Origin of the sequence: Candidatus Tisiphia endosymbiont of Empis tessellata, assembly GCF_964031035.1 — a bacterium.
GTDB lineage: Bacteria > Pseudomonadota > Alphaproteobacteria > Rickettsiales > Rickettsiaceae > Tisiphia.
In genome coordinates this window covers 389,506-410,838 of the sequence record NZ_OZ034997.1, presented here as the reverse complement: position 1 = coordinate 410,838, position 21,333 = coordinate 389,506, and the positions used below count along the sequence as shown (strand labels likewise).

20 protein-coding genes are annotated in these 21,333 nt (G+C 32.2%); 9 read left to right on the top strand and 11 right to left on the bottom strand.

Annotation, left to right across the window (positions count from 1 at the left end):
• Positions 1-8 precede the first annotated feature (8 nt).
• Entirely contained in the window at positions 9-215 is a 207-nt protein-coding gene (locus AAHM86_RS02080; protein WP_342268117.1) for a hypothetical protein, read from the bottom strand.
• Positions 216-508: 293 nt separating this feature from the next.
• On the opposite strand from AAHM86_RS02080, the gene AAHM86_RS02075 reads away from it, so the two are divergent.
• The 7 genes from AAHM86_RS02075 (at position 509) to AAHM86_RS02045 (ending at position 9,675) form a co-directional block, all read left to right on the top strand.
• Complete coding sequence (locus tag AAHM86_RS02075; RefSeq protein ID WP_342268116.1) at positions 509-1,210, top strand: hypothetical protein; 702 nt, start codon at positions 509-511, stop codon at positions 1,208-1,210.
• A 101-nt stretch (positions 1,211-1,311) separates the two neighbouring features.
• Positions 1,312-2,763: a UDP-N-acetylmuramate--L-alanine ligase gene (murC, locus tag AAHM86_RS02070; protein ID WP_342268115.1), complete on the top strand. Its 1,452-nt coding sequence runs from the start codon at positions 1,312-1,314 to the stop codon at positions 2,761-2,763.
• A 112-nt stretch (positions 2,764-2,875) separates the two neighbouring features.
• On the top strand, positions 2,876-3,754 hold the full coding sequence (gene murB / locus AAHM86_RS02065) for a UDP-N-acetylmuramate dehydrogenase (protein ID WP_342268353.1): 879 nt from the start codon (positions 2,876-2,878) through the stop codon (positions 3,752-3,754).
• Positions 3,747-4,712, top strand: a complete 966-nt coding sequence (locus AAHM86_RS02060) for a D-alanine--D-alanine ligase (RefSeq protein ID WP_342268114.1) — start codon at positions 3,747-3,749, stop codon at positions 4,710-4,712. The genes murB and AAHM86_RS02060 overlap by 8 nt, the downstream gene beginning before the upstream one ends.
• Positions 4,709-5,503: a cell division protein FtsQ/DivIB gene (locus tag AAHM86_RS02055; RefSeq protein ID WP_342268113.1), complete on the top strand. Its 795-nt coding sequence runs from the start codon at positions 4,709-4,711 to the stop codon at positions 5,501-5,503. The genes AAHM86_RS02060 and AAHM86_RS02055 overlap by 4 nt, the downstream gene beginning before the upstream one ends.
• Before the next feature lie 5 nt (positions 5,504-5,508).
• On the top strand, positions 5,509-6,747 hold the full coding sequence (gene ftsA, locus AAHM86_RS02050) for a cell division protein FtsA (protein ID WP_342268112.1): 1,239 nt from the start codon (positions 5,509-5,511) through the stop codon (positions 6,745-6,747).
• Positions 6,748-7,644: 897 nt separating this feature from the next.
• A complete protein-coding gene (locus AAHM86_RS02045) occupies positions 7,645-9,675 on the top strand; it encodes a hypothetical protein (RefSeq protein WP_342268111.1) in 2,031 nt (676 codons plus the stop codon).
• 312 nt (positions 9,676-9,987) lie between these two features.
• Here the strand turns inward: AAHM86_RS02045 and cyoE are convergent, their stop codons facing one another.
• From cyoE to lgt, 4 genes are all read right to left on the bottom strand, one after another.
• On the bottom strand, positions 9,988-11,058 hold the full coding sequence (gene cyoE / locus AAHM86_RS02040; protein ID WP_342268110.1) for a heme o synthase: 1,071 nt from the start codon (positions 11,056-11,058) through the stop codon (positions 9,988-9,990).
• 11 nt (positions 11,059-11,069) lie between these two features.
• Positions 11,070-13,280, bottom strand: coding sequence for a DNA topoisomerase IV subunit A (gene parC / locus AAHM86_RS02035; RefSeq protein WP_342268352.1), 2,211 nt, complete (start codon positions 13,278-13,280; stop codon positions 11,070-11,072).
• A gap of 139 nt (positions 13,281-13,419) precedes the next feature.
• Positions 13,420-14,499 carry a class I SAM-dependent methyltransferase gene (locus tag AAHM86_RS02030; protein WP_342268109.1) on the bottom strand — a complete coding sequence of 360 codons (1,080 nt, stop codon included), beginning with the start codon at positions 14,497-14,499 and terminating at the stop codon, positions 13,420-13,422.
• A complete protein-coding gene (gene lgt, locus AAHM86_RS02025; RefSeq protein WP_342268108.1) occupies positions 14,478-15,269 on the bottom strand; it encodes a prolipoprotein diacylglyceryl transferase in 792 nt (263 codons plus the stop codon). The genes AAHM86_RS02030 and lgt overlap by 22 nt, the downstream gene beginning before the upstream one ends.
• 227 nt (positions 15,270-15,496) lie before the next feature.
• Between lgt and AAHM86_RS02020 the strand changes: the two genes are divergently transcribed.
• Positions 15,497-16,663: a mechanosensitive ion channel family protein gene (locus AAHM86_RS02020; protein ID WP_342268107.1), complete on the top strand. Its 1,167-nt coding sequence runs from the start codon at positions 15,497-15,499 to the stop codon at positions 16,661-16,663.
• A gap of 16 nt (positions 16,664-16,679) precedes the next feature.
• Positions 16,680-17,390, top strand: coding sequence for a class II aldolase/adducin family protein (locus AAHM86_RS02015; protein ID WP_342268106.1), 711 nt, complete (start codon positions 16,680-16,682; stop codon positions 17,388-17,390).
• A gap of 257 nt (positions 17,391-17,647) precedes the next feature.
• Here the strand turns inward: AAHM86_RS02015 and AAHM86_RS02010 are convergent, their stop codons facing one another.
• The 6 genes from AAHM86_RS02010 to AAHM86_RS01985 all read right to left on the bottom strand — a co-directional run bounded on the left by AAHM86_RS02010 (position 17,648) and on the right by AAHM86_RS01985 (position 21,181).
• Positions 17,648-18,682, bottom strand: coding sequence for an IS3 family transposase (locus AAHM86_RS02010; protein WP_342268105.1), 1,035 nt, complete (start codon positions 18,680-18,682; stop codon positions 17,648-17,650).
• Positions 18,683-18,700: 18 nt separating this feature from the next.
• Positions 18,701-18,844: a transposase gene (locus AAHM86_RS02005; RefSeq protein WP_342267695.1), complete on the bottom strand. Its 144-nt coding sequence runs from the start codon at positions 18,842-18,844 to the stop codon at positions 18,701-18,703.
• A 74-nt stretch (positions 18,845-18,918) separates the two neighbouring features.
• Positions 18,919-19,446: a restriction endonuclease subunit S gene (locus tag AAHM86_RS02000; protein ID WP_342268104.1), complete on the bottom strand. Its 528-nt coding sequence runs from the start codon at positions 19,444-19,446 to the stop codon at positions 18,919-18,921.
• Positions 19,447-19,557: 111 nt separating this feature from the next.
• Positions 19,558-19,845: an N-6 DNA methylase gene (locus tag AAHM86_RS01995; RefSeq protein WP_342268103.1), complete on the bottom strand. Its 288-nt coding sequence runs from the start codon at positions 19,843-19,845 to the stop codon at positions 19,558-19,560.
• A 37-nt stretch (positions 19,846-19,882) separates the two neighbouring features.
• The gene (locus AAHM86_RS01990) at positions 19,883-20,572 is read right to left on the bottom strand and encodes an N-6 DNA methylase (protein ID WP_342268102.1); all 690 of its coding nucleotides are present in this window, start codon (positions 20,570-20,572) and stop codon (positions 19,883-19,885) included.
• A gap of 12 nt (positions 20,573-20,584) precedes the next feature.
• Positions 20,585-21,181: a hypothetical protein gene (locus AAHM86_RS01985; protein WP_342268101.1), complete on the bottom strand. Its 597-nt coding sequence runs from the start codon at positions 21,179-21,181 to the stop codon at positions 20,585-20,587.
• Positions 21,182-21,333 lie beyond the last annotated feature (152 nt).

Here is a 21,333-nt window from a genome sequence, read left to right as displayed (position 1 = left end):
TATATTCCCTAATTGTGGTCGTTATTATGGTTGTTCGTGTCTCCCTGTAAATCGACAAGGGAAGTGTAAAACGTTGAGTTAGCAACAGGGTAGGGCAAGGAGAAGGGTGGGGGAGAAACTGTATCAAGATTAACAGCAGGATTAACAACAAGAGTATCATCCTCTACTTTTGCTGATTTACTAAAGTAGCTATTAGATGGAAGACTATCAGTCATAAATTTATTCTCATTAGTATTAATTAAAGATATAATCTAATAAATGTTAATTAATATAAGATAAATATTACAAAATTATTAAATTATAGTAATTAACTTTTACTAGAAGAACATATATACGCATACTTGACCTTTTTGTAAAGCATTAGGTAATTGAATCATCATGTAGAGTTGTCAACTTTTTTTATTCTTATCGTGGGAATTCTTATATTAATTGTAAAAATTTATCAAAGGTACTTAGTGTTTAGTTATATTATGTTATTATAATAAAATATATATAAGGAGGTATAACTATGAATAAATATATAATGTTTTGTGGTATGAGTTTTGCTGGAAAAAAAGAATATAGACAAATGTCTGTAGAGTATCTTATACAAGAAAGAAAGGTTGCACCAGAACTTATCTCGATTGTAGATGATCCCAAAAGTACTGAGTTTGGAGAGAAAATTGTTCAATTTGATAGAGTAGAAGATAAAATTAACAATACAGTAAGTGGAGCATTATATATAAGTGCAAGCTGTAATATCTATGATAACCTAATTAGTACTGCTTTAAAAAATAATCAGTACATATTTTGTAAAGGAGGGTTTCCAGAAGTAGTGGGATACCAAGGTGCTGTTTGTCAAGATCAAGGATTTAGTTGGGAGATGGTAAAAAAACATTATACAGATCAGGTGCAAACTACTCATAAGACCGTACAATTTCCTGATATAATATTTATTTGTGTTAATTCTTTTAGTAGATCACAAATAATGGCTAAATGTAGTAATAGTAAAAGTTGGGAGTCAAAAATGACTGTAGATGAGTACAATCATTATTCTAATAAAATGAGAGCGACTTATGAAATTATTGTAGCAGATCACGAATTTACAGCAAGAACAAAAGTATTGCTTATTGATCCTATGGATTGCCCACTTGCTAAAACTTGGGAATCGCAAATAAAACCTGAAATAGATCAGTTAATGGGTTTGGTCACAGAGACCTGTGATTTTTAGTGAGTATACTCAAATCAATCGAAATTTTTTCTTAAAAGCTTGACCTTTGGTTAAAAACTGATTATGCAAGAGATAAACAACTATAACTATTATTATATAAAATGTTTTTATTAGAACTAAAAAAAATAAACGGAACTCTTGATACGATGCATTTTATAGGTATCGGAGGAATCGGTATGAGTGGCATTGCCGAAATACTACATAATCTCGGATATAAAGTGCAAGGGTCTGATATAGCAGAAAATTATAATACCAAAAGACTAGAAAATAATGGTATTAAGGTTTTCCTAGGTCATCAAGGACAAAATGTCACTAATGTTTCATATGTAGTGGTATCATCAGCTATAAATAAAGATAATCCTGAAATTCAGGAAGCCTTACATAGAAAGATACCAATAATTAGGCGGGCTGAAATGCTGGCTGAATTAATGAGGCTAAAATGCTCTGTAGCAATCTCTGGTTCGCATGGAAAGACTACTACAACATCACTAGTTGCTTGTTTATTTGAAGCTGCCGGGCTTTGTCCGACTTTAATTAATGGTGGTATTGTTAATAGTAAATCTACTAATGCCTATCTTGGGTCTGGGAATTATCTGATAGCCGAAGCCGATGAGTCTGACGCAACTTTCATTCACATACCAGCAACCGTTGCGGTAATAACTAATATCGATCCTGAACATCTAGATTTTTACCATAATTTTGATAGTTTAATTCAAGCTTTTAGGAGCTTTATAACTAATTTACCATTTTATGGTTTTGCAGTTGTTTGTATTGATCATCAAGCTGTTAGAAAACTAGTAAGTGACATAGTTGAGCGTAGAATCATAACTTATGGAATAGACTCGGATGATGCTAACATACAAGCCTTTAATTTAGATTCTGATATTGAATCGTCAACTTTTGATGTGCGAATTAGTTTACCTAATGTAAATGGCGTAACAACTATCGAGAGAATCACTTTACCTACCCCAGGAAGACATAATATCCTTAATGCTCTTGCTGCTATCGCGATAGCTGTGGAGCTTGATTTTGGTATCAAAATTATTAAAAATGGATTTAATAGCTTTAAAGGGATAAAACGCCGATTCACTAAAGTGGCAGAATATAACAATGCTACGATAATTGATGACTATGCTCACCATCCGGAGGAAGTAAAAGCTACACTTGCTACGGCAAGAAATATTGCTAATAAGCGAAATAGTAAGGTTATAGCAATCTTTCAACCACATAGATATTCAAGAGTTAAATATTTATTTGATGATTTTGTAATTTGTTTTTCTGACGCTGACCAGTTGTATATTACAGATATATATGCTGCCGGTGAACAGCCAATAGATGGTATAACGGGAAGAGATTTAGTAAATAAAATCAAAAATACTAAATCTCATCCAATGGCAGCTTTTATCGAGGATCACAAAGATATAGCTAAAATTATTATTAGTGAAGCTATGCCAAATGATATAATAGTAATGATGGGTGCTGGGAGTATTTCTGCTTGGGCCAATGATTTGCATCAGCAATTTACGCGAGAACGTCATTGCGAGAAGGCGTAAGCCAGCGAAGCAATCCATTTTTGGTCATTTTTTGGATTGCTTTGTCGCTACTAAAGTAGCTTCTCACAATGACGTTATTTTAACAAATTTATTAAGTAGATATTTTATAATTATGGAATTACTTGGTGAATATAGGAATAATTACAATCTAAGTCATCTAACTTGGTTTAAAGTTGGTGGACCTGCGGAGATATTTTTTAAACCATTAGACTCAATGACTTTAGCAGATTTTGTAGCACAAAACCAACAACAGAGACCAATAACTGTTTTAGGGGCTGGATCAAATATTATTATTAGAGATGGTGGTATAGAGGGAGTTGTAATAAAACTTGGTCAAAATTTTACTAATATAGAATTAATGCCGAATAATCAAATATCGGTAGGGAGTAGTTGCCTTAATTTTAACCTTGCTAAATTTTGTCAGGTACATTCAATTACTGGCTTTGAGTTTCTCAGCGGTATACCAGGTACTATAGGTGGTGGAGTGGTTATGAACGCTGGGGCGTATGGTTCAGAGTTTAAAGATATCATCATAGCAATTGAAGCAATAGACTCTAGAGGGAATTTTATCCTAATCCCTAACGAGGAGATAGGTTTTAAATATCGTGGTAATAATTTACCACAAGATTTGATTATAACTAGGGCTATCTTTAAGGCAACTATTGGGGAGCGAGAGATGATCCTGGCAAAAATGGATGAAATAAATAAAAATAGGCTAGCAACCCAGCCGATTAAAGAACGGACGAGCGGTAGTACATTTGCTAATCCAGAGAATCATAAAGCATGGCAATTAATTGACAAAGCTGGTATGAGAGGATACAAAATAGGTGGAGCTTCTATGTCGCAACTACATTGTAATTTTATGATAAACCATGATAATAGCTCTGCTCGTGATTTGGAAGATTTGGGTGATCTTGTTAAAAAAAAGGTATTTGAAGATAGTGGAATTAGTCTAAAATGGGAGATTAAACGAATAGGGAAATATGCATAAATATCAAGCAAGCTTTATTGCCAATTCTAAGGTTACAATATTAAGTGATAAAGGAAAAAAATATGTGGCAGTAGTAGGTGGCGGTATGTCGGCTGAGCGAGAAGTTTCTTTAGTATCGTCTTCGGGAGTTAACCAAGCTTTGGTAGATAGTGGCTATAAAGTAACTTTTATTGATATAGGAGTAGACATTGCATCAGTACTTTTGCAGGTAAAACCTGATATAGTTTATAATTGTTTGCATGGCACTTATGGTGAAGATGGCTGTCTGCCTGGATTACTCAATATCCTAAGGATTCCTTATACTCATAGTGGTGTTCTTGCTTCTTCTTTAGCATTTAGTAAAATACATGCAAAAGCATGGTTTGTTGCTAATGATATTAAGATAGCCAAGAGTATTGTCATTAATAAATCTGACAATATTAGCAACGATCCTATGCCAAGACCGTATGTTATAAAACCTATTGCTCAAGGATCAAGTATAGGCGTTGAGGTGATATTTGTTGAGGATGATTTTATTTTTGCTGATTATGATTTTCCTTATGGTGATCAGGTAATGATTGAGGAATATATTAAGGGGAGAGAAATGCAGGTCGCCGTTTTAAACGGCAAAGCCTTAGGGGTATTGGAAATAAAACTCCTAAAACGGCGTTTTTATGATTATGATACTAAATACACAGAAGGGTTAGCACAGCATTTATGCCCAGCTCCATTACCACAAAATATGTATAATAAGTTACTAGAAGAGTCTGAAAGAATATATAAAATCATGCATTGCCGGGGTGCAATTAGAGCAGAGTTTATTTTGGATGAAAGCACAAATGAATTTTTTGCTCTAGAAATTAACACTCATCCTGGTATGACCCCTTTATCAATTATACCAGAAATAGCTGCTTCACAGGGAATAGATTTCTGCTCGCTAATTGAAAAAATTTTGGAAACAGCAAGCATTGACCCATGAAAAAGAATAAGATGTTTAATAAGAAAAAAAAAGCTAATATACCGCTGCGACGAAAGATTGGAGTGGTGTATGTTAGGGTGGTATTTTTTATTAAAATTGCCCTAGTGGTTTTGCTGTCTGCATTTTTCTTTACTAGCTATTTTGCTCCTATAAGACAAGAAATTATCCAAAATACTTACGAATTTACTTCTGATATTGGATTTAAACTTGAAAATGTTTTAATAGAAGGACAGTATAATACTCAGGAAGAAGATATATTGGCTACTTTAAATGCCGATAAGGGTACAGCTATTTTTTCTCTAGATTTGGATTCAATAAAAAGTAATTTGAGACGCAATCCTTGGATTAAAAATGTCTCAATTATTGAGAGAAGATTACCTAATACTCTCTATATAAGGCTAATTGAAAGAATACCCATTGCTATTTGGCAGATTAACGGGCAAGTTTTTCTTATTGATCAAGAAGGATATAAAATTACCAATAATATAGGTAGTTTCTCTAATCTTTTGCATGTTGTGGGATCAGATGCTAATATTTATACTAGCAAATTAATTCAGGATTTAGCTAAACACCCTGAATTAGCTAAAAAAATTATCTCTTCTGTACGTTATGGAGGAAGACGTTGGGATTTAAATCTAGAACAAGGTATTACTGTTAAAATGCCGGACTTAAGGTTTAAACATGCTTTAGATTATCTTGCAGGATTGGATATGAAAAATATATTATTTAATCAGAACTATAAAATTGTAGATTTACGAGATTCGAGTAAAGTTTACATGGAAAAATATTAAAAGTTATGAAAGCCAAATTGTCTAACTTTGTTACTCTTGACCTTGGTAGTAGTAAAATAGCTTGCATTGCGGCATATATTGACAAAAGAGAGGAAGCAAAAATAATAAGCCAAAATCTGTATTACTCAAAAGGCATTAAATCAGGAGTCATATTAGATTTAAAAGAGGCAGAAAATAGCATAGTCGGGGCGATTTATGCATTAGAAAAAGATTGCGGTAAAAACATAAAAAAAATAACTATATCACTAACAGGCTATGGCACTAAGTCTTATTACATAAATAATAAAATAAAACTTTCTAATCAGCCAATTTCACAGCAAGATATCAAAAAACTTATCAAAAAAGCCCTATTGGAGTTCAAGCTTAAAGACCAAGAAATTATTCATTATTTTCCTATAGAATTTATTCTTGACGATAATAATGCTATTGAAGATCCAGTTGGGATGTTTGGCAAAGAATTAGGGTGTGAATTACATATTATTACAGCAAATTCTAATATGCTGATGAATATTACCAATTGTTTTGCAAAATGTCATGTTGAAGTAAATAATATTATATTAGCAATTTACGCTTCGGGAATTGCTTGTCTTTCAGAAGATGAAAAAGCTCTTGGTTCTATTATAATTGATATGGGTGCTAGAACTACCTCATTTGGTGTATTCGTCTCAGGTAAATTACTATATACAAGCTACATAGATATAGGTAGCTTTCATATTACATCTGACATAGCAAAAGTCTTTTCAGTAAGCCTTGATGTTGCAGAAAAACTTAAAATTCTTCATGGTAATGCTATGCCATCTTCTTTTGATAAAGATAGTGTTATTATTTTAGAAGATTCTGAAATGGAGATTCCTGATAGCGGCAGACCAACAATTACTTCAAAGTATCTTGCATCTGTCATTAATTCAAGAGTAGAAGAAATATTATTGATGGTTCAAGCAGAATATGACAAAGTTGTTGCAGGCAATATGATCGCTTATCGCATTGTTATTACCGGCGGTGGGGCAATGCTCCGAGGAGTAAAAGAACTGGCAAGCAAAATTTTTGAAAAACAAGTACGAATTGGTAAACCAGAGGTCTTACTAGGTTTTGCTGAAGATTATAATCCCCATATATACTCCACTTCTATAGGTATGGTAAAAAATCAATCTTTAAAAATACAAAAAAATAATTTTGATATTAATGATAATAACGATACTAGTTGGTTTAAAAAATTTCTAATTTGGTTGAAGGAGAATATTTGAAAAGAAAATGCCTAATACTCGATAATCAAGTTTTTTAGAATTATTAAAAAATACGTCATTGCGAGGAGTCGCTGAAAGCGGCGACGTGGCAATATTTTGAAGTAGCAACCCTTACTTCACAAGATCGCCACGACACCTAATGCACAACTGTTAAAAGTTTACAAATACCTATACCACAGCCTCCTCGCTAATAGACGTTTAATAGACGTATATGTCTATTAGCAAGCGAACGTACGTGAGCGTGGCAATCCATTTTGCTAAAATAAAAACATTAACTTTTTTCATCATTCAATATGTGATTTTAATTATTAAAATCACATATTGAATGGAGTGTTATATTAAAACCGCTTCCTCTTCTAACTTTCAACAGTTGATGACATCGGAGCTATTAAACCGATGTCTTACATCAATAGTTGAGGTTAACTATACTGAAAAACTTGAAGTATTTGCAAAAATATCATAAGTTACAGAAAAGTTACTATTTATTAGAGTTATTAATATAATTTTCGTGATGTTATTTGATATTACTTGATTACCGGCTATAAACCTGTCTTAATATACTGAAGACGTCTTGTATTGCTAAATTATGAAAGAGGAAGTTTTGGAAAAAAATTAAGTAAGGAGTATAAGTAGAACAAGATATGTATAATTCCTTACTTAATTTTGACAATAAGATTACCTTACAAGAATGAAGTTATGCAAGAGCCTATTTCTACATACTAAAATGTAATACTGGAGTACCAGTAGTACAAACGCTGTCATTCCCGCCGTAGCTCGGATGACAGCTCTGTGTGTAGTATTACACAACTAAAGTAGTTTAGCAGCAGGTTTAGATAATATAAAATCTAACTGCTACTAATTAAATAATGAAAACAATAACTATACCAGGAGGATATTATGTCTAAAATAGCTCAGATATTTCAGAAGAGATCTAGTCCAAATAAGAGTGCTAGTCTAGATAGGAGTACTGTTAATGATACTGGTACTGAACCTGTTTTAGCACTCAAATTTAAATATTTCCAAGACGCGCTTGGAGCTTTAAATCAACAATATGGTGATATACAAAAAATCAGTACGGCTCTTGATCAATCCAGTTATACTGCGGCTCAGGCTCAATATAAAATTTTATATAACGATATCAAAAAAGACTGTATCCTTAAACCTGAGGAAACAAAGCAATTATTATTTAAGACATACGAGTATCAAGCTATTAGTGCCTTCCGAGCAGGTGAGTTTAAAGAACATAATATACATTTATTACATGCGTATAACAAGTATGGTCCTGATAGAGATAAATCTATAATAGGACTAGAAAGATGGGTGGAGATATATAAAACACTTGGTGCAAATGCAAAAGACGTACCCAGTATTTCTCCACAATACGATAGTTTATTAAAAGAGGTCAAAGAAGAAGTTCAGTTACTAATTAAGACTGGAAAATATGACCAAGCTCGTGCAAAAATGGAGTATTTGAATAAAAATAGCCATAATTTCCAAATATTTGATCTATACTTTAGTACAATAAAATATCCAAATGAAGCTTTGAAGTATTTTGAAGACAAATCAAAGAATAATCTTACACAACGTCAAGATATTCATAATATCCTTAAAAAATGGCAAGATCACCTTAGTAACCAAGTTAATGATAAAGAAGTTGCTGCCAAAGCTGCTGCCTATGTTTTAAAGTACAACTCAAATCCAACAGTTGCTACGGCACCTGTAAAGAAAGCTATAAAGAAAGCTGTAAAAGAAGTTGAAAGAGATAAAGAGAAATATGACAAATCTACCCTTAAGTTAAAGACGGTTATAACTGTTGATGAACAGGAGAAACAGTTAGAAGAACTTAAAGCTAAACACGAAGCTAAATTAAAAGCTGAATTAGAGAAACTTAAAACTGAACACAAAGCTGAATTAGAGGCACTTAAACCTAAAGCTTCACCTACAAAAGATACTAAAGTGGATGAAGCCGGTGACTCTTCTACTACTTCATCTCTACCACCAGCGTATACCAGTATCGATATAGGTAATTATAAATATTTGCAACTTGCTCAAGAGACTCCCTCAGCTCCTACAGCTCCTATAGCTAAGCCTCTTGACGAGACGGTTTTAAAAGAGTTAATTAAGTTAGCTCATTTGATTCCGTCGCTTAATTGGCAAGATTCAAATTATAACACTACTAAAGGCAAGGCTAAAAGTCTTTTGATTAAAGCTGTTAAAGAGAATCCTGATGTATATAAAACTATAGAGGATTCTAAAATTTTGGTGCTTCTTGCTGACGTTCTTTTGTCTTCAAATAAAATGGAGAAAGCAAGAATAGTTTGTAAAAAGGCTCTTGACAATGATCCAAATATATGGCAAGCTACCGATGATCAGATAGTTTTGCTAAATTTAGCTGGAGTTCTTTTACCTTCCAATCAATCATCAGAACAACTAAAAGCTGAACAAATTTATAGTAAAGCCATTAGCATTCGTATTTATTTTAAAGATGAACGTGGTAATTATGAAATGGATGTTAATAGGACTACTATAGTATCTAAGACTGTTGCTCAAGATGGATATAGTGCTGCAGAGAGGGATTGCTTAGCTAAGGTCTGTTTAGGTGGTAAAGTATATCAGCAAGTACAAGCTATAGATTGTTACCCACATACAGATGTTGCTAAAAGAGAAGCTATAGCTGGGCAATTAAAACAGTTAGCTAAGCAGCTGTTTCCAGTATTTCCTAGTTATACAGCATATACGTTATGTTCAAAGGCTTCTTCTGTTCTAGAAAACGATCTAGAATTACGTCGGGATATGAAAAAAATATACGACTATACTTGCCCTTACACTGCTCTGCCTAAATATTCTGCTAAATATTCTAATTATTATCCCCCTACTGAAGAATCTACTACATACCTCACCGGTGAGTGTGCTAATAGCGATTATTAAGGCTTCTCATAATAATATAGTGAATAAAGTTCCATAATTTATTCCTCCTACTTCAAAGCCATTAACAGCTTTTGAGGTAGGAGGGATAGTTGCTTAGGGTAATTTTAAAATTGGGCTGTTTAAACAGCCCGGCTTTTAAATTAGACCTCTTTCGAAACTCTACTTCTGCTAGTGATTTGGACAATGATGCGGTACTCGAATCCGTAACGGAATTAGAGTACGCTGCGGTTTGAGGTGAAGCGTCTCCTTCAAATCCCTCAGCATAAGCAAGTTTCGAAAGAGGTCTATTGTTCTGTTGCTATCCACAAACAGTTAGTTTCGAGAGAAGTCCAATGTTAAAAAAATACTAAAAAGATAAAATATCGAATAGGCAAATAGTTTTTTAGCTTGTTTATGATCTTTATCACTAAACAGAGAGGTAGCATAGTATAAAAAAATTAGACCCAGTATAAATGCAATTACTAAATATACAATATTACTTATTCCTAAAAAAAAGGGTGTAAATGAAGTAATAACCATAATTATACTATAGGCAAGAATTTGCTTTTTAGTATAATATTCTCCCTTTACTACCGGCATCATCGGGACACCACAATCTTTGTAGTCTTCTGAGCGAAAAATTGCTAATGCCCACGAGTGTGGCGGTGTCCAGGTTAGAATAATCATAAATAAAGAAAAGGAGAAAAGTGAAATCTCATTAGTTACTGTTGCCCAGCCAATCATAGGAGGCAATGCACCTGCAACCCCTCCAATAACTATATTTTGCATTGTTGAACGTTTTAGCCACATGGTATAAATGAAGACATAATACAATATGGTTATTAGTAATAATAAAGCAGATAGTAGATTAACACAAAGTCCCATCAAAAAAACTGAGAAGAACCCTACAACCACGCCAAAAGCTAAAGCGTCCTGTGGTTCTATAACCCCAATAACTAGAGGTCTGTTTTGTGTACGTTTCATTATCGCATCAATATCCCTATCATACCACATGTTAATAGCTGCACTACTACCAGCTCCAAGTGTAATACAGAGCATAGCGATGCAAGCTATAAATGGATGGATGGGGTATGGAGCAAGCCATAGACCGGAAAAGCTGGTAAATACCACAAGTGCCATCACTCTTGGCTTCATGAGTAGGATATAGTCCATAACTGAGCTATTAGAGATTTTTTTAGTAGTGGACTTCCTGCAGAATTCTACTTTTGCTGGTAATTTGTGCGTCGATCCGGTACTCGAATCCTCACGTACATTTGAGTACGCTGCGGTTCTGCGTTCCGTGTCTCCTACAAATTCCTCAGCAAAAGCGAATTCTGCAGGAAGTCTAGTATTCATCTCTAGTTTTGTAAGAGGTCTATTAATATAATTAGAGGAATTATTCATATATTTTCATCTTAAGAAAATTTATTATTTCTAGGGAATCCACTAAGAGGGATTTTACCAACCGAACCTCGTCGTCCAAGAAATGGTAAAAGATCTTTCTCTACCCTAATCTTTTCTTCTACTTTCCAGCTTAGTCCTAAACTACTATCAAATATCTTGACATCCATAAGTTTAGCATTTTTGAACTTTTGTAGAATTACCCCTTGTCCTCGTTTCATTATTGGTATTTCGTCTAGTTTAAATACTAGTAATTTCCGGTTCTCACCTATACAAGCTATACAATCACCTTCTACAGGCACACAAGCAATACAGGAATGATTTGCAGGAATTTGCATAATTTGCTTACCGAGTTTAGTTTGTGCTACTACCTCATCTGAATCAATAATAAATCCTTTACCAATACTGCTTGCCAGTAAAAGTTTTTGGGTGGGCTTATAGACCAACATACTTACGATTTCTTCATTACCTATATCTATCATCAATTTTATAGATTCTCCATTGCCTTTGCCTTTAAATATATTATCGGCTAGGATAGTGAAAAAACGCCCCGCTGCACTTAATATAAGAATTTTGTCAGTAGTATAGCCTTCTAGAATAAAATTTTCTGCGTCTCCTTCCTTATATTTAACAGTTGATAAATCGTTATTATGACCTTTTAAAGAGCGAATCCACCCCATTTTGGAACAAATTATGGTGATAGGTTCTTTGGCTATAAAGGCTGAAATATCAACAATTTGAGCAACAATATTAGCTTCTTCAAAACTAGTTCGGCGTAACCCCAATTTAGTGCTAAAACCAAACTTTGTTTGCACCATTTTAACTTCTTTCTTAACTATCTTTTTTAATTCACTCGGATATTGTAGAATTTTCTGTAAATTCGCATGTTCTTTTTCGAGTAGATTATGCTCGTTAATAATTTCTTGTTCTTCCAATTTTCTTAAAGATCGCAATCTTGTATTAAGAATTGCTTCAACTTGCACATCAGTTAAAGCAAACTTAGCTATCATTACTTGTTTAGGTTCATCTTCTTCACGAATAATTTTAATTATTTCATCCAAATTTAAGTAAGCTATTCTTAGACCTTTGAGAACTTCCAACCTATGTTCAATTTTGCCAATAAGAAATTTAGATCTGCGAGTAATAATATTTTGTCGGTGTAATAAAAACTCCTGCAATATTTCCAGTATATTAGCTACTTTAGGAATATTATTTGAACCTATAACATTCATATTAAGTTGAATTCTATTTTCTAGAACTGTTAATTTGAACAATAACTCCATAATTATATTAGGATCACAATTACGATCCCTAGGTTCAATAATTAATCTTATATCTTCTGTAGATTCATCTCTAATATTGCTTATTAAAGGAATTTTTTTGTCTTTTAACAGTACAGCTATTTGTTCGATAAGTTTAGATTTTTGTACTTGATAAGGTATTTCAGTAATTACTATCTGATATAAACCATAACTTAGGTCTTCCTTTGCCCATCTTGCTCTTACTCTAAAGCTCCCACGCCCTACGCTATAGGCTAGGCGGATTGAATCTATTCTATCAATAATTATTCCACCGGTTGGAAAGTCAGGGCCTTTGACAAATTGCAAAATATCGTTAACATTTGATTGAGGATGGTCAATTAAATATATTAGTGCATCACATAATTCATGTAAATTATGTGGTGGTATACTGGTTGCCATTCCAACTGCTATACCTTCTGAACCATTAGCCAGTAAATTAGGAAACATAGCGGGCATAACTACCGGTTCGGTATCGGAATCATCATATGTAGCACGAAAATCGACAGTATCTTGATCTATATCTGACATTAATAAGGTACAAATTTCTGTCATTCTTGATTCTGTATAACGCATAGCTGCTGCGTTATCTCCATCAATAGAACCAAAATTTCCTTGTCCATCAATTAGTGGATATCTAAGAGAAAAATTTTGTGCAAGACGTACTAATGTATCATACAGTGCAACGTCACTATGTGGGTGATATTTACCCATTACATCACCGACAACTCTTGCACATTTCTTATGGGCAGAGGTCGGTTCTAACTTTAGTTGGAGCATGCCATACAATAATCTGCGATGCACTGGTTTTAACCCATCACGAACGTCTGGCAAGGATCTTGACATAATTGTTGATAAGGCATAAGAGAGGTAACGCTCTGATAATGCATTACCAAAGTCTATATTTTCTATTTTAGCATCATCTATCATACAAAACTGTTTCTTATATTTATTCTGTGTTTAGTATAATATCCTAAATATATGCTAGCACTAATAGCAAAATGGTATTAAATAATAAAAATTATACTTTTTCTTCAATACTTGAGGTTATTATAGGAATTATACCTTACTCCTGTACAAGGCATAATACTTTAAACAATAGTCCCATTTTATTGGGAGCGATTAGCCTATCAACTTGTTTTGCTATTATATTTGCTTCTATAATAGGTAATTTATTTTGCAATAGTTTACTTCGTAATAATATACCATTACCAATTAGAAAATCACGTTGTGTTATTGATCTATAAACATTTATTCCTATATTTTGGGCTACTGTTTTTAAAGCATAAAAGTCAACATGTGCTGACAAATCAGCTTCTCCTAAAGTTTCAAGCAGAGGGTAATATTTATGATTTTTTATCGCTTGTAAAGTAGGGTCGTATTGGTTACGCATCCTTTTTATTGGATCTATATCATAACTGTAATCAATAACTAAGCTAGCCCCACCAAATTTCATTATATGCTTGCTAATAAATTTTATAATTTCTAATGATTTAGGTGATTCTTCTATTACTGCTCCATCATATGCGTTTGAGTGTTCTTGCAGTAAGTAGTTTTGCAATTCTTTACTAACCTCTATCTTATCGAACTTAATTTTACCATCAGTTGGGTCAATAATAAGTATTGACTCGTACCAAAGTTCTTTGGTTTTAATATATTGCTTAATTGGCATAGTGTCAAAAAATTCGTTAGCTATTATAATAGAAGGAATTTTAGATATATATTGTACTGCTGTATGGTGTTTAATAGGTAAACCCGCCATCTTTAGGTTTGTTTGTTGTTTCTTGATGAAATGAGGATTAATTTCAATCAATTCTATTGAAAGGGATTGGTAGAATTTTGGAACTAATTTAGCAACATTGAGAAAATCCCGCATTAATACTCCTTGTCCAGGACCTAACTCAACTAAATTAGTTTTCTGAGGACATCCCATTTTATGCCATTGATCAATAGCCCATAACGCTATCATTTCACCAAAAAGCTGAGAAATTTCTGGAGCTGTGGTAAAATCTCCTAGGCAACCTAACTTATCTTGTTTTTTGTAGTAAGAAGAAGGATTTACCGACATTACTTGGAGCATCATTTCATCAAGCTTAATACTACCATTCTGTTCAATAAGTTTTCTTATTTTGGAGTCGATTGGCATTTAATTTGTATTATTAAATAAATTCCTACTATTAGCATAGGTAATGATAAAATTTGTCCCATAGTTAGATATTTTAAAATAAAGCCTATATGAGGAGAGTCTACCTCACGAAACATTTCTATAATAGTTCGGGATACAGAATAAAATATTAGGAATATGGCAGAATTTAAACCATGTATCTTGATACTTTTGTATTTAAAAGTGGCATAAGCTAGAATTGAGAGTAATATAATCCCTTCAAATAAGGCTTCATAAAGTTGGCTGGGGTGTCTTGTTTGTAGATCACTATTTGGAAAAACCATCCCCCACGGCATTTTGGTCACTCTACCATATAACTCACCATTAATGAAATTGGCTATTCTACCTAAAAACAAACCAATGGGAGCAACTGTAGCTAATATATCATTTAAAAGTAAGAATTTAACTTTATACCTGCAGGAAAAAAGATAATTAGAAATAATTAAACCAATTACTCCCCCATGAAATGACATACCACCTTCATAAATTTTTAGAAGGCTAATAGGATCAGATAAGTATCTAATTGGTTCATATAGTAACAACCCTAATCTACTACCTATTACGATAGCAAGGGTAGTCCAAGTAATATAGTGTTCTAAGATTGCTACGGTAATATCAACCTCAAAATTTTTTATAATTTTATAAGTATAGAACCACCCAACTAGTATACCTACAACGTAAGCCATAGAGTACCAATAAACGCTAAATGGTCCAATAGAGAAAATAACAGGATTGATATTTGGAAAGGTCATACGGTCATTATATACGCAAGCTTTATCGATTGCAAGCAATCGGAGAAAAAATATTAACTACCACTTAAATAGATATTATTTTTAGTCAAATATAATCTTTTTTATAAAATATTCATTATAATGCTTAGTGTACATTATAATTATTGTATACTACAAGAATTAGGTATAAAAATAATTATTTTTATACCTGATAATGTTATCTATCTTTAACAAAAAGGTTGGCTTATATGACAGTACAATATTTATTAGATCTTTATCGTAAATATGATAAAGAGATTTTAATGTTAATAACTATGATAGCTTCGATCATTCCATTGATTATTTTTATTAAAACAATAATCTTTTCAATGATCAAAAAATATATTGATCAATGGCATCATGATTATGAAATAATATTTAAAAAATATTCTATATACACCTATTTATTACATACATTACTAGCTTTATATATTATATTCTGGGGCAATATCTTACAGCAATTTCCTACTTTACCTTGGATAATTAGCATCAAGAATATTGCGATAATCCTCTATACAGGCGGTTTCGTTACAATGCTAATCTTATCTCTTATCGATACTTTTGCAGATATTTATCGAAATAGACTAACAATTTCTATCCAATCCTATTTAAGTTTATACACTCAAATATTGAAAATATTTATTATTTCTATTGCTACCATTATAATTATTTCCAGTATTCTGAATGTTTCCCTTAGTGCATTTTTTACTAGCTTAGGAGCAGCAGCAGCGTTGTTAACCTTTCTGTTTAAGGACACTGTTGTGGCTTTGCTATCAAGCTTACAGCTAATTTCGCAGGATATAATACGAATTGGCGATTTTGTTAGTATTAGCCAGTATAATGTTGAAGGTACTGTAGAGAAAATTACTATTACATCCGTTAAAATTAGGAATAGTGATCAAACTATTTCGACAATACCCACTTCTAGTCTTTTAACAACTAATGTAGTAAACTCGCGAGGTATAAGTGACTCAATGGCAAGAAAAATCCAGGGACCAATCTGTATTGACATAAATACTATTGTATTGCTCTCAACTGTATCTTTTATACAAGAATTGAAAAAATCATCATATTTGACAAAAGAAGCAATGGATAAAGTGAGTTTGGAACAGCTAGGTGACTATATAACAAATATCAAGATATTTAGATTATATGTAAAAGAATATTTGAGAAATCACCCCATGATATATCAACAAGATTTTACATTTCTAGTACGTCAGCTGCCTGCAACTCCTAATGGCTTACCAATAGAGTTATATGTCTTTACTCATGAAATAAGGAAGGGTATATATGAAGATATTCAATCAGATATTTTTGATCATTTGTTTGCAGTTCTACCTGAATTCAAATTAAAAATATTTCAAAATAGTAATTAACTAAAATGATATAATAATGACTTCAGAAATCAAATCTAATTTAGTTTCTGCCTACCAAATTCTTACAATTTTGGGCTTAGACGATCATACATATACTCATCTATCGGCAAGGCCTAAAGGAGCTGATTTTTACTATATTTATCCTTTTGGCTTAAGGTTTGAGGAAGTAACTAGCAATAATTTACTGCAAGTTAGTTTGGATGGAACAGTTTTAGAGGGTAGCGAATATAGTTACAATGAAACCGGTTATGTCACTCACAGTAATATCTATAAAGCAAGAGAGGATATTTCATCTATCTTTCATTTGCATACTCCCGCAACTGTTGCTGTATCATCTATGCGAGTAGGATTAATGCCAATAAGTCAGTGGGCACTGCATTTTTATGAAAGACTATCTTATCATGAATATAACTCTCTTATACTTACGTCTAATCACAGTAATAAAATGCTTGATGATCTCAGGCAAAATTATGTTATGTTTCTACGTAATCATGGAATATTAGCATGTGGTAGGACAATACATGAAGCTATGTTTTATACTTATCATTTAGAGCAAGCATGTAAAACCCAATGTTTAGCATGTTCCATAAATCAGGAGTTAATCATACCATCTCAAGAAACTTGTAGAAAATCGGTGCAAGATTTATTATCATTTGAAGAAGATTTAGGTAAACGTGACTGGATTGCTTGGCTTAACTTACTTAAGACGGTTTGCGGTAAGCAATAGACTTCTTTCGATGATTTAATTGATCAAATTAAAATTGACAGTAAAGGTATACTATACTCAAATGATTTGAGTATAGTATTATTCTCTTTATAGAGAACCACTATAGGGTAGTGATTTTACATAGTTTTCCATAAATTCCTAGTCTAGTGTTCCCTGTCGTGTTGCTGGCAATTTAATTCTTGCACTATTGACAATAGATACTGGACTGAAAAATCAAGACAAAAAAATAATAATGTTGTTTCCCATTTTTGCATTTTTCAAGCTGCAATTTGTTCATAATTTTGTATAGAATTTAGATAGGCATTCATAGGCTTTTTGTAACCAATACTTGAATGGAATCTTCTATAATTATAGTGATTGATGTAATCATCAATACCACTCTTTAGCTCTTTAACATCTTTAAAATCATTAATAAATATACAATTATATTTTAAAGTTCGGAAAAATCTCTCCATAATTATATTATCAATACTTCTTCCTTTACTATTCATCGAAACTTTAATGTTATGCTCTTGTAAAATTTCAATGTGTTCATGACTAGTATATTGACTGCCCTGATCACTATTAAGTATCTGCGGTGCAGGATATTTGTTAAGTGCATCATGCAATACTTCAGTTACCAAACTTACATCCATACTATTTGACAATTTATAACTCAACACAGCTCTACTATGCCAATCTATAATTGCCGCCATGTACATAAATCCCGAATTAGTTCTAACATAAGTGATATCTCCGCTCCAAACCTCGTTAGTGTTAGGTACATCTACAGTTTTACTTGTACCTAGATTAGACCAATATTTATCAAGCAAATAACTATAAATTTTATGCTGTTTATCTTTTCCAGATGTTAACTTTTTCCTCTTTGGATAAATAGCCTCTATGCCAATCATGTTCATATATTTTAGAATCCGATCCTTACCAATAACCAAGCCATCTTCTAATAATTGTCTATGGATATAACGATAACCAAATTCAGGATTATCAGTATATATTTCATCTATTTTATTTAAAATATTTAAGTTATACCCACTAAATGGTTTTGCTTTATAGTACATTGAAGAACGATTAATCTTTAATAATTCATATTGCCTTGTCTTTGGTAACATTGCTAGCTTGGAATCGACAAATTCTTTTCTATTTGATAAGTCCAAGCTTTGTAGCTTTCCCACAGCCCAATCTCTCTCTACTATTGTTTTTCCAAGAGTTTTCGCTAATTCATCATTTTGTTCTTTCAGCATATTAATTTGTTCCTGATATTTACTTACCAGTTTTGCTGGTTCAAAAGCCAATGCTGCATTTGATATAAATTATTTTTTCCAATTACTAATTGTCTTGGAGTTTATCTCATATTTTGATGCTATCACTGATAATGGACTCTCTTCTTTCAGCACTTCTAATACTATCCTAGTTTTTTCTTCAGCACTAAAAACTCTTACTTTTTCTTTTGTCATTTTTTCTCCTAATTTTTTCTTATTATTTTATCTTAATTAGGAAACTTTTAACTCTATTTTTTTGTCCATTTTCTTCAGTCCATTATAATATTCTTCCCATATTTTCTACCAAAAGAATATCTGTATCTTTCCAGATCAAGCACAGTTACTAAAAACATGGCATTATACTTATTTAATTTCTGATTATAACCTAAGGTTAATGTCGTGGAATCAATAAAATCAAATGGTTGGTAACTTGTGTATCCAATCGAACCCTGTCCATCGCCTATAAATACTATACTATTGCCTTTGGAGATTAGATTATCAACTGTTACAACTTTTTCCATAACACCGTTATTGGTTTTTTTAGCTCCTATGTAAAAAACATCCTCTCCACTAGTTAACAGTACTGAAGCATTACTGCATTTAGCTTTTTCTAAAATTCCAAATATGTCTGAAATGTAGAAATATTGCCAATTTGCAGTTTCTAAACTAATATCCTGATTAGAAGATATACTATTTGTTGCAAGTTGTATATAATTATTCAGAAATAGGAATCCAACATAATCTTTAATAGTTTTAATAAAGTCATTTTCCGTTAAGTTGGTGTAATCTGTTTCCATATACGCTTCGGCACACCATTCTTGTTCCGTGGTAACATTATTTATTATACTTATACTGGCAACGCTCTCTTTATTAATGTATTTTTCTAACCAAAAATCTTTTATATTCTTCTAGCAATCATTCTTGTCAATTCTACCGCTATTTTTTTGTTTTACAAATCCATCATTTTTAAAATAACCAAAAAAAGTTTTTTTATTTTTTAAATGTGTATAGTGTGCCTTAAGAACTAATATACAACTGTTAACGTTGATTGGATGGAATAAATCGTTTGGCATAGAAAAAACCGCCTCTAAGCTGTGCTTCTCTAGCAATCTTTTTTTAACTTCAATTACTTTACTAGCTTCAGAAACAACCGTGGACATTTGACAAATAGCAATACAAATGCCACCTTTAGTCAAACATTCTAAAGTATTCTCTATGAACTCTAATTGTTCATCAGCGTTTCCATCTTGGTAAGGTGGATTTAAAAAGCCTTTTGTTGGCTTTTATTATTTTTTTGTTCTTCTCATCAAAACAACTACCATATAAAATATGACTTTTACCATCTCCTCTCATCATCATGTTAGAGCAAGCATGAGAAAACATATCAGCTCTTTTCTCGATGCCAATTAATTGGCTTGATTTTATCTTTTTATGTTTATCTGTATTATTTCCTGCTTTTTTAAGCATGTAATTCATTGCAGCTACTAAAAAACCAGCCGTTCCACAACAAGGATCAAAAACAATATCATCAGTGCTTAATTCTGTGATATCACAAAAGAAATCTGTAATATGGCAGGGGGTTAATACAAGACCAGTTTTTTTGTCACTTCCAGCATATCTTATAAATTGGGTATAAAATTTTCCTAAAATATCAAATTGACTTTCATCAATATAGGGTAAAATATCTTGATTGATAGATAAAATAAAATCCCTCAAAAAGGTGTTTTTCTCATCTTTCTTTGTCTTTTTATTGTAAATTATATCAGAACTAAAATCATTATTGTTTCTAAATTTTGAGTATTCTAAAATTATAATTTGTCTTTTCTCAGAATCTAAATCATTTTGCTTCAAAACACTTTCACAAGCAGATAATAGGGCTTCAGTTAGCTCTTTGTTGGATGTGTAATATTTGTAGCTACTCAAAAAGGGAGCATATTACAATGCAATCAAAATTGCACTTATTAACGTACATCTTTCGACTTCTGGTATAGAATAATTATGCAAAAATGAATTATATTCTATTGCTTTCTTAATAAGCTCTTCTTCTGCAAATGGCTTAGATTGCTGTTTGATAATATTTTCAATCTCTATGGATTTTAGAAAAATATTGTCGAGCATACCCTTATAGGTATAATGTTGTTTTAACCACAAAAAAGTTGAGATTTTTTGCTCTATTTCATTTTGTCCACTAACTGCAATAGCGATTATATTAAAAGCATCTTTTAAATAACAAGCATATAATAAAACACCATCTACAGCATAATCTTTATATAGGTTTCTATTTTTACTTTCATGTTGTGATATGCTTGCCTTACATTCTATGACAATTAAATTATCCGGATTATTTTTAAAAGATATAATAAATTCAGGACGTCCTGCACCATTACCACTTTTTGAAGAATTTTTTAGTAATTTATCTATTTTGGGATTTATTGATGATTGCTCTTCTATTATAAGGTTATCATCATTATAATAACCTTTCTCTCGTAATAGATTCCTAACAATATTTTCAGTTATACGTTCATTTAACATAAAAGCCAATAAATTAGACTTCTTTCGAAACTCACTTATGTGCAAGGGTTTGAAGGAGACACTTCACCTTGAACCGTAGCATACTTGAATATACGTGAGGAGCAGAGTACCGGTATCACGTACAAATCACCAGCAGAAATAGAGTTTCAAAA